This window comes from Citrobacter sp. Ct235, assembly GCF_030332305.1.
GTDB classification, from domain to species: Bacteria; Pseudomonadota; Gammaproteobacteria; order Enterobacterales; family Enterobacteriaceae; genus Citrobacter_A; species Citrobacter_A telavivensis.
Map to the genome: position 1 here is coordinate 283,905 of NZ_JAOWIC010000049.1, position 12,361 is coordinate 296,265.

The following is a 12,361-nucleotide window of genomic DNA, read 5'->3' on the forward strand; positions in this document are numbered from 1 at the left end:
CTACCCGTGTGACGCAACCATCAACGCAATAAATAGCGACCCATTTTGCGTTTATTCCAGCGATAACGCGCGCGTAATGGGATTTAAGCTGTCGGCTGAATTTTGTCATCTGCGGAGGAGATATGCTCGATAAGCTCGATGCCGCTTTACGTTTTCAACAGGAAGCGCTGAATCTGCGCGCCCAACGGCAAGAGGTGTTGGCCGCCAACATAGCTAACGCCGATACGCCGGGGTATCAGGCGCGCGACATGGATTTTGCCAGTGAGTTAAAAAAAGTCATGGTGCGTGGACGGCAAGAAACCAGCGGTGTGTCGCTGGCATTAACCTCCGCACAGCATATTCCCGCCCAGGCCATCACGGCACCGTCTACGGATCTGCTCTATCGCATTCCCGACCAGCCTTCGCTCGATGGCAATACCGTTGATATGGACCGGGAGCGCACGCAGTTTGCGGATAACAGCCTGAAGTACCAGATGAGTCTGACCGCACTGAGCGGACAGATTAAAGGCATGATGAACGTGCTACAGGGGGGGAACTAATCCGTGGCGCTGCTGAATATTTTTGATATTGCCGGTTCGGCATTAACGGCGCAGTCCAAGCGCCTGAACGTGGCAGCCAGTAACCTGGCCAACGCCGACAGCGTGACGGGACCGGATGGTCAACCGTATCGCGCAAAGCAGGTGGTCTTCCAGGTGGATGCGGCGCCTGGTGCGGCAACGGGCGGCGTGAAAGTGTCGGACGTCATTGAGAGCCAGGCACCGGACAAGCTGGTCTATGAGCCAGGCAATCCGCTGGCCGATGCCAATGGTTACGTGAAGATGCCTAACGTCGATGTGGTGGGTGAAATGGTTAATACCATGTCGGCCTCCCGCAGCTATCAGGCGAACGTCGAAGTCCTCAACACCGTTAAAAGCATGATGCTTAAAACGCTGACACTGGGCCAGTAAAGGAGGCAGCCATGTCTATTGCGGTAAACGTTAACGATCCGACTAACACCGGTGTGAAAAACACGGGCAGCGGGAGTTCCCTGTCAGGCAGCAATGCGGCCGATCTGCAAAGCAGCTTTCTGACGCTGCTGGTGGCGCAACTGAAAAACCAGGATCCGACCAACCCGATGCAGAATAACGAGCTGACCACGCAGCTCGCGCAGATCAGCACCGTCAGTGGTATTGAGAAACTCAATACCACCCTCGGGTCGATTTCCGGGCAGATCGACAACAGCCAGTCATTACAGGCCAGCACGCTGATTGGTCATGGTGTGATGATCCCCGGCACCACCATTCTGGCGGGGAAAGGCACCGAAGAGGGGGCCACCACTACGACAACGCCGTTTGGCGTTGAGTTGCAACAGCCGGCTGACAAAGTCACCGCTATCATTACCGACAAAGACGGCAAAGTGGTGCGCACCATTGATATTGGCGCGCTGAAGGCCGGTGTCCATACCTTTACCTGGGATGGCACCCTGACCGATGGCACGACGGCGGCAAACGGCTCGTATAACGTGGCGATAACCGCCAGCAAAGATACGACGCAGTTGGTGGCGCAACCATTGCAATTTGCGCTGGTGCAAGGGGTGATTCGCAGCAGCAGCGGTAACACCCTGGATCTGGGCACTTACGGAACCACCACCCTCGACGAAGTACGGCAGATAATCTAAGCCTTCACACTAACCAGGAGTAATCATGGCCTTTTCTCAAGCGGTTAGCGGCCTGAATGCCGCAGCCACCAACCTCGATGTCATTGGTAACAACATCGCCAACTCCGCAACCTATGGTTTTAAATCCGGTGCGGCATCCTTTGCGGATATGTTTGCCGGTTCGAAAGTCGGTCTGGGGGTAAAAGTCGCAGGCATCACTCAGGACTTTACCGACGGTACAACCACCAACACCGGTCGCGGTCTGGACGTCGCCATTAGCCAGAACGGCTTCTTCCGTCTGGTCGACAGCAACGGTTCTGTTTTCTACAGCCGTAATGGTCAGTTTAAGCTCGATGAAAACCGTAACCTGGTCAACATGCAGGGCATGCAACTGACCGGCTATCCGGCAACCGGCACGCCGCCGACTATTCAGCAAGGGGCGAATCCGGGGCCGATCACCATCCCGAATACCCTGATGGGGGCGAAAAGCACCGATACCGCAGCGATGCAGATCAACCTGAACTCAACGGATAAGCTGCCTGCGAATACGCCTTTCAAACCAACAGACGCTGACAGCTACAACAAACGCGCACCCGTAACGGTGTTCGACAGTCAGGGTAATCAGCATGATATTAACCTGTATTACGTTAAGACCGGCGATAACACCTGGGATATATGGACTCAGGACTCCAGCGTGGCCAACTCGCCGCTGGTGAAGTCTGCACAGATGACATTCGATAAGAACGGCTCGCTGGATACCGTAAAAGAATATACCGAAGTTGCACCTGTTCCACCCGCTACCGAACCAACCTGGACGCTGGGGGCGGCGAATGCCACGCCGTCATTCGAGATCACCACGGGGACAGTGAACGGTGCGGTTCCCGCGACCTTCACCCTTAGTCTGCAGAACTCCATGCAGCAGAACACCGGGACTAACGCTGTCATTGCCACTACGCAAAACGGCTACAAACCGGGCGATCTGGTCAGCTATCAGATTAACGACGATGGCACCGTGGTCGGCAACTACTCCAACGAACAGAAGCAGGTGCTGGGGCAGATCGTGCTGGCGAACTTCGCCAACAACGAAGGTCTGGCTTCCCAGGGGGATAACGTTTGGGCCGCCACGCAGGCGTCCGGTGTGGAACTGCTGGGGACGGCGGGGACCGGTAACTTCGGTAAGCTGACCAACGGCGCGCTGGAATCTTCGAACGTGGATCTGAGTAAAGAACTGGTGAACATGATCGTCGCCCAGCGTAACTATCAGTCGAACGCGCAGACCATCAAGACCCAGGACCAGATCCTCAACACGCTGGTTAACCTGCGCTAAGCGCCTGACGGGATAACGTAATGGATCACGCAATCTATACCGCGATGGGGGCGGCCAGTCAGACGCTGAACCAACAGGCGGTGACGGCCAGCAACCTGGCGAACGCCTCAACGCCGGGATTTCGTGCGCAGCTCAATGCGCTGCGCGCCGTGCCCGTCGAAGGGCTGTCGTTGCCGACGCGTACGCTGGTCACAGCGTCCACACCGGGCGCCGATATGACGCCGGGTCAGATGGATTACACCTCACGTCCGCTGGACGTGGCGTTACAGCAGGACGGTTGGCTGGCGGTGCAGACCACGAACGGCAGCGAAGGGTATACCCGTAACGGCAGCATTCAGGTTGATCCGACCGGACAGTTGACCATTCAGGGGCACCCGGTGATTGGCGAAGCCGGGCCGATTGCGGTTCCGGAAGGTTCGGAAATCACCATCGCGGCGGACGGCACCATCTCCGCGCTTAATCCGGGCGATCCGGCGAATACTATCGCGCCGGTGGGACGTCTGAAGCTGGTGAAAGCTGAGGGTAACGAAGTGCAGCGCGGCGACGACGGAATGTTCCGTCTGACCGCTGCCGCACAGGCCACCCGTGGCCCGGTGTTGCAGGCCGATCCGACCATTCGCGTGATGTCGGGCGTACTGGAGGGCAGCAACGTCAACGCGGTGTCCGCCATGAGCGACATGATCGCCAGCGCCCGCCGTTTTGAAATGCAGATGAAGGTTATCAGCAGCGTGGATGACAACGCTGGTCGCGCTAACCAACTGCTGTCGATGACTTAATACAGGACATTTTATGATCAGTTCATTATGGATCGCCAAAACCGGCCTGGACGCGCAGCAAACCAACATGGATGTGATTGCCAACAACCTGGCAAACGTCAGCACCAATGGTTTTAAGCGCCAGCGCGCGGTGTTTGAAGATCTGCTTTACCAGACCATTCGTCAGCCTGGCGCGCAGTCTTCTGAGCAGACCACGCTGCCGTCCGGTCTGCAAATCGGTACCGGCGTGCGTCCGGTGGCGACCGAGCGTCTGCACAGCCAGGGCAATCTGTCGCAAACCAACAACAGTAAAGACGTTGCGATTAAAGGTCAGGGGTTCTTCCAGGTCCTGCTGCCGGATGGCACTTCAGCGTATACCCGCGATGGGTCATTCCAGGTCGATCAGAACGGTCAACTGGTGACCGCTGGCGGCTTTCAGGTTCAGCCGGCGATTACCATTCCGGCTAACGCCCTGAGCATCACCATCGGTCGTGACGGTGTGGTGAGCGTGACCCAGCAGGGACAGGCGGCACCCGTTCAGGTGGGTCAGCTTAACCTGACGACCTTTATGAACGATACCGGTCTGGAGAGTATCGGCGAAAACCTGTACACCGAAACCCAGTCTTCCGGCGCGCCGAATGAGAGCACGCCAGGTTTGAACGGGGCCGGTCTGTTGTACCAGGGCTACGTTGAGACGTCCAACGTCAACGTCGCGGAAGAACTGGTCAACATGATTCAGGTTCAACGCGCTTACGAAATCAACAGCAAAGCGGTCTCAACGACCGACCAGATGCTGCAAAAACTGACGCAACTTTAAGGCGTTGTCCGGTGAGGCTTTCGCTTCACCGGCACCCTGATTCAGAAGATAAAGGCAATGCAAAAAAACGCTGCGCACGCTTACCCGATCATGGCCCTGCTGGTGGTTTCACTGTCAGGATGTGCCTGGATACCTTCCACTCCGCTCGTCCAGGGCGCGACCACGGCGCAGCCTATTCCTGGCCCGACGCCGGTGGCAAATGGTTCGATTTTTCAGTCCGCGCAGCCCATCAACTATGGCTATCAGCCACTGTTTGAAGACCGTCGTCCGCGCAACATCGGCGATACGCTGACCATCGTACTGCAGGAAAACGTCAGCGCCAGTAAGAGCTCTTCCGCCAACGCCAGTCGCGATGGCAAAACTAACTTTGGCTTTGATACCGTTCCGCGCTATCTGCAAGGGTTATTCGGCAACGCGCGAGCGGACGTCGAGGCTTCCGGCGGTAACACCTTTAACGGTAAGGGCGGGGCCAACGCCAGCAATACCTTTAGCGGCACGCTGACCGTGACCGTCGATCAGGTGCTGGTTAACGGCAATTTACATGTCGTGGGTGAAAAACAGATCGCCATTAACCAGGGCACTGAGTTCATCCGCTTCTCCGGGGTTGTGAATCCGCGCACCATCAGCGGCAGCAACTCCGTTCCGTCAACGCAGGTTGCGGATGCACGTATTGAATATGTCGGTAACGGCTACATCAACGAAGCGCAAAATATGGGCTGGCTCCAGCGTTTCTTCCTTAACCTGTCGCCGATGTAAGCGAGGTCTCCCATGTTGAAATCTGTTGTTGGACTGGTTCTGGTCCTCGTCGCCACGCTGGCGCACGCCGATCGTATCCGCGATTTGACCAGCGTGCAGGGCGTGCGTGAAAACTCGTTAATTGGCTACGGCCTGGTGGTGGGGCTGGACGGGACCGGTGACCAGACCACCCAGACGCCATTTACCACACAAACCCTGAACAACATGCTCTCGCAGCTCGGGATCACTGTGCCGACCGGGACGAACATGCAGTTGAAAAACGTCGCGGCGGTGATGGTTACCGCCTCGTTCCCGGCCTTTGGCCGCCAGGGACAAACCATCGACGTGGTGGTGTCTTCGCTGGGGAACGCCAAAAGTCTGCGTGGCGGTACGCTGCTGATGACGCCGTTGAAAGGGGTCGACAGCCAGGTATATGCGCTGGCGCAGGGGAATATTTTAGTCGGCGGCGCCGGGGCGTCTGCGGGGGGCAGCAGCGTGCAGGTGAACCAGCTTAACGGCGGTCGAATCACCAACGGAGCCACGATTGAACGTGAGTTGCCCAGCCAGTTCGGCGCGGGTAACACGCTGAACCTGCAACTGAATAATGAAGATTTCACCATGGCGCAGCAAATTGCTGACACCATCAACCGGTCGCGCGGCTTTGGCAGCGCCACCGCGCTGGATGCGCGTACGATTCAGGTTCGCGTGCCGAGCGGCAACAGTTCTCAGGTTCGCTTCCTGGCGGATATCCAGAACATGGAGGTGAGCATGACGCCGCAGGATGCGAAAGTGGTGATCAACTCACGTACCGGTTCAGTGGTGATGAACCGCGAAGTGATGCTGGATAGCTGTGCCGTTGCGCAGGGGAATCTCTCCGTCACCGTTAACCGTCAGGCTAACGTAAGCCAGCCGGATACGCCGTTTGGCGGCGGTCAGACGGTGGTTACGCCGCAAACGCAGATCGATCTGCGCCAGAGCGGTGGTTCGCTGCAAAGCGTCCGCTCCAGTGCCAATCTGAACAACGTGGTCCGTGCGCTGAATGCGCTGGGGGCAACGCCGATGGATCTGATGTCAATTCTGCAGTCCATGCAGAGCGCCGGTTGCTTACGCGCGAAACTGGAAATCATCTGATGATTAGCGACAGCAAACTGATGGCCAGCGCCGCCTGGGATGCACAATCGCTGAACGAACTGAAGGCGAAAGCGGGTCAGGATCCGGCGGCGAACATCCGTCCGGTGGCCCGGCAGGTGGAAGGGATGTTCGTCCAGATGATGCTGAAAAGCATGCGCGAAGCGTTGCCGAAAGACGGCGTCTTCAGCAGCGATCAGACGCGCCTGTATACCAGCATGTATGACCAGCAGATTGCGCAGCAGATGACCGCCGGGAAAGGACTGGGGCTGGCGGAAATGATGGTTAAGCAGATGACGCAGGGGCAGACGCAGCCAGCGGAAGATACCCCGCAGGTGCCGATGAAGTTCCCGCTGGAAACGGTGACCAGTTATCAGAATCAGGCGCTGACGCAACTGGTGCGTAAAGCGATGCCGAGAACGCTGGAGAGCAATGATGAACCGCTCTCCGGCGACAGCAAAGACTTCCTCGCCCAGTTGTCCCTTCCGGCCCGTCTGGCCAGTGAACAGAGCGGCGTACCGCATCACCTGATTCTGGCGCAGGCGGCGCTGGAATCGGGCTGGGGCCAGCGGCAGATTCGCCGGGAAAACGGCGAGCCGAGCTTCAACCTGTTTGGCGTGAAGGCCTCCGGCAACTGGAAAGGGCCAGTGACGGAAATCACTACCACTGAATATGAAAACGGCGAAGCGAAAAAGGTGAAGGCCAGGTTCCGCGTGTACAGCTCGTATCTCGAAGCGCTGTCGGATTACGTTGGTCTGCTGACCCGTAATCCGCGCTACGCTGCCGTGACCACGGCGGTCACGGCGGAGCAGGGCGCACAGGCATTGCAGAGCGCGGGCTATGCCACCGATCCGAACTATGCGCGTAAATTGACCAGCATGATCCAACAGCTGAAGTCGATGAGCGAGAAGGTGAGCAACGCCTACAGTACGAATCTCGACAATCTCTTCTAAAGGGCTCAAGTCCCACGACCTGCTGCCGATAATAATTTGTAACTGAAGGATTAAAAGGAACTTCCATGTCCAGCTTGATTAATAACGCCATGAGTGGGCTGAGCGCGGCTCAGGCGGCGCTGAATACTGCCAGTAACAACATCTCCAGCTATAACGTTGCGGGTTATACCCGTCAGACGACCATTATGGCGCAAGCCAATAGCACGCTGGGTGCCGGTGGTTGGGTGGGCAATGGTGTCTATGTTTCGGGTGTACAGCGCGAATACGATTCGTTCATTACCAATCAGCTGCGTGCGGCGCAGAATCAGAGCAGCGGTCTGACGACCCGTTATGAGCAGATGTCCAAAGTCGATAATCTGCTGGCCAGCAAAACCAGTTCTGTCTCCGTGTCAATGCAGGATTTTTTCACCAGCCTGCAAACGCTGGTGAGTAACGCCGAAGATCCGGCGGCGCGTCAGACGCTGATTGGTAAAGCCAACGGGCTGGTTAACCAGTTTAAAACGACCGACCAGTATCTGCGCGATCAGGACAAACAGGTCAATATCGCGATCGGTTCCAGCGTCGATCAGATCAACAACTACAGTAAGCAGATTGCCAGCCTGAACGACCAGATCTCGCGTCTGACCGGCGTGGGGGCAGGGGCGTCGCCGAATGACCTGCTTGATCAGCGCGACCAGTTGGTCAGCGAGCTGAACAAAATCGTCGGTGTCGAGGTGAGCGTGCAGGATGGCGGCACCTATAACATCACCATGGCGAACGGCTATTCACTGGTACAGGGCAGCAATGCGCGCCAGTTAGCGGCAGTTCAGTCGCAGGCCGATCCTTCGCGTACCACCGTTGCCTATGTGGATTCCATCGCGGGCAATATCGAAATTCCGGAAAAATTGATCACGACCGGTTCGCTCGGCGGTCTGCTGACCTTCCGTTCTCAGGATCTGGATCAGACGCGCAATACGCTGGGACAACTGGCGCTGGCATTCGCTGACGCGTTTAACCAGCAGCACCGCGAGGGGTATGATGCGAACGGCAAAAATAATGTCGATTTCTTCAGTATCGGCGACCCGGCTGTGTATGGAAATAGCAAGAATACGGGCAGCATCTCCGCGACAGTGAAGACTGCTTCAGAAGTCCAGGCGACCGATTATAAGATGGTCTACGACGGGGCCAAATGGCAGGTCACACGTCTTGCTGATGGCACCAGTTTTGAAGCCACCGATGACGCGGGCAAACTGACCTTCGATGGCCTGGAGATTAGCATCGATGTTGACCCTGCTAAAAATGACAGCTTCATCGTCAAGCCGGTCAGCGACGCCATCATCAATATGGGCGTTCTGGTGACTAACGAATCGCAAATTGCGATGGCGAAGGACGCAACGGCCGGTGAAAGCGACAACCGCAACGGCCAGGCGCTGCTGGATCTGCAAAAGAACGACACCACCGTGGGCGGCTCAAAATCGTTTAACGACGCCTATGCCACGCTGGTAAGTAATGTGGGTAGCAAAACCGCGACGCTGAAAACCAGCAGCACCACCCAGGGCAACGTGGTGACGCAGTTAACCAAACAGCAACAGTCTATTTCCGGCGTCAACCTTGACGAAGAGTACGGCAACCTGCAACGTTTCCAGCAGTATTACCTGGCTAATGCCCAGGTGTTGCAAACCGCCAACTCTCTGTTTGATGCACTGCTGAATATCCGCTAAGGGAGCAGGAAACGATGCGTATCAGTACCCAAATGATGTACCAGCAGAACATGCTCGGTATCACCAATTCCCAGGCGGAATGGATGAAGTACGGTGAGCAGATGTCGACGGGGAAGCGGGTGATCAATCCGTCTGACGATCCTATCGCCGCCTCACAGGCCGTGGTGCTGTCACAGGCGCAGGCGGAGAACAGCCAGTTCGCCCTGGCGCGAACCTTCGCCACGCAGAAGGTTTCGCTGGAAGAGAACGTACTGAGCCAGGTGACAACCGCGATTCAGAGCGCGCAGGAAAAAATCGTCAGTGCCGGTAACGGGACGTTAAGCGACGATGACCGCGCCTCGCTGGCGACTGATTTACAGGGGATCCGCGATCAGTTGATGAACCTGGCAAACAGCACCGACGGTAACGGGCGCTATATTTTTGCCGGTTATAAAACGGAAACGGCGCCGTTTGCTCAGGCTGACGGAACCTACAGCGGCGGTACCGATAGCATCACTCAACAGGTCGATGCTTCCCGCACGATGATCATCGGCCACACCGGCAATAAAATTTTCGACACCATCACCAGTAATGCGGTTCCGGAACCCAACAACGGGACGTCCGAAACCAGCCTGTTTAAAATGCTGGATTCGGCGATTGAGTCACTGAAATCGCCGGTGGGTGATGATGCAACGCTGAAAGAGCAGGCGAAAGCGGTGATTGATAAAACCAACCGTGGCCTGAAGAACTCACTCAACAACGTACTGAGCGTCCGTGCGGAACTGGGTACCCAACTGAGTGAGTTGAGTTCACTGGATTCGTTGGGAACCGATCGTGCATTAGGGCAAACGCAGCAGATGAGTAATCTGGTGGATGTGGACTGGAACGCGGCGATTTCGTCGTATGTCATGCAGCAGGCGGCGCTCCAGGCATCCTATAAAGCCTTTACCGATATGCAGGGGATGTCGCTGTTCCAGCTCAACCGTTAATACCGATTTGAAACATATCATGAAACTGGGTATGTTTTGTCTGCCCGCTCCAACTCACCCCGGAGCGGGCATTTTTTTGCCGGTTATACGCTAACGCGCAGATGGGCAGATGACCGCTTCCCCGCCAGTCTGATGACCAGCGCAATGGCCCCACTGAGCGTGGCCAGCGTGACGACACCTTGCCAGTTCGCCAACTCATAGACCTGACTGCCGAGCACGGAACCTAACGCCATACCGATAAACACGATGCTGAACAGCAACGCATTCAGGCGCCCCCGGGCCTGTGGCTCCAGGCTATACACCAGGTTCTGGTGTGCCACGAGGCTCGATTGCAGTCCCAGGTCAAACCCGACGGCGGAGAGCGCAATGAGCAACCACTGACCGTGCACGGGTAAAGTGGGTAGCAGGAACATCAGCGCAAAAGAGACGGTCACCAGTAATGCTCCCAGTTGTGTTACTTTTTCTGCCCCAACTTTATCCGCCAGATGGCCTGCCAGCGGTGCAGCCAGCGCCCCGGCTGCCCCGGCGATACCAAATGCGCCTGCGGCGGCGCTGCCCATCCGATAATGTTCGGCGAGCATTACGGCCAACGTTGACCAGAACGCGCTGAACGCGACGGACAGAAAACCCTGAGCCAGGGCGGCACGACGCAGTGCCGGATAGCGACGCCATAGTTGCGCCAGGCTCACCATCAGCGCGGGGTAGCGCAGCGTGGAGTGGGCGGCGAACGGGGGCAGGACTTTCCATAGCAGCACGCCCACCAGCGCAATACTCAGCGCCGCGAGTTGATACATTTCTCGCCAGCCAAAGGCTTCCCCGACCAGACCGCTCACGGTACGTGACAACAAAATGCCCAGCAGCAGGCCGGTCATCACCGTTCCTACCGTTTTTCCCTGCTTACCTTCGGGGGCCAGAATGGCCGCTGCCGGGACGATATCCTGCGCCATCGTGGCGGCCATCCCCAGTAACAGGCTTACCGTCAGCAGGGAATGCAACTGCCCGGTGATGCTACAGGTCAGCAACAGCAGGGCGAGTACCGCACTTTTCGCCAGGATAAGCGTCCGTCGATCGTAGCGGTCTCCAAGCGGCAACAAAAACAGGATCCCCAACGCATAGCCAGCCTGCGTTAACGTGGGTACCAGACCCATACCGGTGATGCTGAGTGCCAAATCGGCCCCCATTAACGGCAATAACGGTTGCGCATAGTAGATGGCGGCAACGCTAAAACCCGCGCCCAGCGCCAGAACAAAGATGAGCCAACGAGACGGTGTGTTCATTTCAAAATCCTCAATCACAGGTGTGGGGCTATTTTTCTCTGAACAGCGGTGGCCTGGTAGCCAGCGAAGTGGTAAAACTGTTATACGTAAGGTGTATGAGCATTCAGATAATGATAAAGAATGAACGTATAGACAGGGTGGAACTGATGCGGACGTTTGTGCGCATTGTGGAGGCCGGTTCGCTGTCAGCGGCTGCCCGACAGTTAAACACCACCCAGGCGACGATCAGCCGACGGTTGCAGTCGCTGGAGGCGATGCTGGGGGTAAAGCTGGTATTACGCACTACACACGCCATGAAACTGACTGACGACGGTGAGCGCGGGTATCAGCATGCCAAACATATTATTGATGCCTGGCTGGCGCTGGAAGACGGTCTCAACGTGACGGAAGACGAACCCGTCGGGATGCTGCGGGTACGGGCACCGCATGCCTTTGGTCAGCAACAGCTCCTCACGCCGTTACTGCGTTTTTTAGCGCGCTATCCCAATCTGTCGGTGGAGTGGATGCTCAATGACAAGACGGTCGATTTTCTCAGTGACAATATCGACTGTGCGGTCCGCGTCGGTGCGGAGGTCGATCCGGCGACGGTTTCTGTGCTGTTAGCGGAAGTTCCTCGTAGTGTGGTCGCAGCACCTGCGCTGCTGGCGCAGTTTGATACCATTGCTGTGCCGGAACAGCTATCGTCACTGCCCTGGATTGCCGTCAATACGTTCTACCAGCACAATGTTTCGCTCACCCATCAATACCGCCGGGAACCGGTGACCTTTCCGATTACGCCGCGACTGAGTACCGACAGTATCTACGTAGCGCGCAATGCCGCGCTGGCGGGGTTAGGCGTGGTAGTGGTGTCAAGCTGGACGGTGACAGAAGATATCGCGCAAGGGCGACTCGTCGAATTAGTGCCTGACTGGCAGGCCGCACCTTTGCCGGTGCATCTGGTCTACCCGTGGGCGCGTTATTATCCCACTCGTCTGCGTAAATTTCTGGAATTGATGAAAAAGGTGATGCCGGAACTGGCAGGAATGCGGCGACCGGAAGTGGAATAAAAAAAGCCGACCCGGAGGT

13 protein-coding genes are annotated in these 12,361 nt (G+C 56.9%); 12 read left to right on the forward strand and 1 reads right to left on the reverse strand.

Going from position 1 to position 12,361, the window contains the following annotated elements; all coding sequences use genetic code 11:
* Positions 1-122: 122 nt before the first annotated feature.
* From flgB to flgL, 11 genes are all read left to right on the forward strand, one after another.
* A complete protein-coding gene (flgB, locus tag OGY35_RS18470) occupies positions 123-539 on the forward strand; it encodes a flagellar basal body rod protein FlgB (protein WP_042319669.1) in 417 nt (138 codons plus the stop codon).
* Positions 540-542: 3 nt separating this feature from the next.
* A complete protein-coding gene (gene flgC / locus OGY35_RS18475; RefSeq protein WP_042319667.1) occupies positions 543-947 on the forward strand; it encodes a flagellar basal body rod protein FlgC in 405 nt (134 codons plus the stop codon).
* An 11-nt stretch (positions 948-958) separates the two neighbouring features.
* Positions 959-1,657 carry a flagellar hook assembly protein FlgD gene (gene flgD / locus OGY35_RS18480; protein ID WP_286633082.1) on the forward strand — a complete coding sequence of 233 codons (699 nt, stop codon included), beginning with the start codon at positions 959-961 and terminating at the stop codon, positions 1,655-1,657.
* 25 nt (positions 1,658-1,682) lie between these two features.
* Positions 1,683-2,963 (forward strand): flagellar hook protein FlgE, encoded by a 1,281-nt coding sequence (gene flgE / locus OGY35_RS18485; RefSeq protein ID WP_042319660.1) that lies wholly within the window; start codon positions 1,683-1,685, stop codon positions 2,961-2,963.
* A gap of 20 nt (positions 2,964-2,983) precedes the next feature.
* Positions 2,984-3,739 (forward strand): flagellar basal-body rod protein FlgF, encoded by a 756-nt coding sequence (flgF, locus tag OGY35_RS18490; RefSeq protein ID WP_286633083.1) that lies wholly within the window; start codon positions 2,984-2,986, stop codon positions 3,737-3,739.
* Positions 3,740-3,752: 13 nt separating this feature from the next.
* Complete coding sequence (gene flgG / locus OGY35_RS18495) at positions 3,753-4,535, forward strand: flagellar basal-body rod protein FlgG (RefSeq protein ID WP_042319653.1); 783 nt, start codon at positions 3,753-3,755, stop codon at positions 4,533-4,535.
* A 57-nt stretch (positions 4,536-4,592) separates the two neighbouring features.
* Positions 4,593-5,291: a flagellar basal body L-ring protein FlgH gene (gene flgH / locus OGY35_RS18500; protein ID WP_152405083.1), complete on the forward strand. Its 699-nt coding sequence runs from the start codon at positions 4,593-4,595 to the stop codon at positions 5,289-5,291.
* Positions 5,292-5,303: 12 nt separating this feature from the next.
* Complete coding sequence (locus OGY35_RS18505) at positions 5,304-6,401, forward strand: flagellar basal body P-ring protein FlgI (RefSeq protein ID WP_152405082.1); 1,098 nt, start codon at positions 5,304-5,306, stop codon at positions 6,399-6,401.
* A complete protein-coding gene (flgJ, locus tag OGY35_RS18510; RefSeq protein WP_286633084.1) occupies positions 6,401-7,351 on the forward strand; it encodes a flagellar assembly peptidoglycan hydrolase FlgJ in 951 nt (316 codons plus the stop codon). The genes OGY35_RS18505 and flgJ overlap by 1 nt, the downstream gene beginning before the upstream one ends.
* 65 nt (positions 7,352-7,416) lie before the next feature.
* A complete protein-coding gene (flgK, locus tag OGY35_RS18515; RefSeq protein WP_286633085.1) occupies positions 7,417-9,051 on the forward strand; it encodes a flagellar hook-associated protein FlgK in 1,635 nt (544 codons plus the stop codon).
* A 14-nt stretch (positions 9,052-9,065) separates the two neighbouring features.
* Positions 9,066-10,019, forward strand: coding sequence for a flagellar hook-associated protein FlgL (gene flgL, locus OGY35_RS18520; protein WP_286633086.1), 954 nt, complete (start codon positions 9,066-9,068; stop codon positions 10,017-10,019).
* Between the two features lie 83 nt (positions 10,020-10,102).
* Here flgL and OGY35_RS18525 read toward each other — a convergent pair whose 3' ends face one another.
* Positions 10,103-11,296, reverse strand: coding sequence for an MFS transporter (locus OGY35_RS18525; protein ID WP_286633087.1), 1,194 nt, complete (start codon positions 11,294-11,296; stop codon positions 10,103-10,105).
* 110 nt (positions 11,297-11,406) lie between these two features.
* Between OGY35_RS18525 and OGY35_RS18530 the strand changes: the two genes are divergently transcribed.
* Positions 11,407-12,342, forward strand: a complete 936-nt coding sequence (locus tag OGY35_RS18530) for a LysR family transcriptional regulator (protein WP_152754397.1) — start codon at positions 11,407-11,409, stop codon at positions 12,340-12,342.
* Positions 12,343-12,361 lie beyond the last annotated feature (19 nt).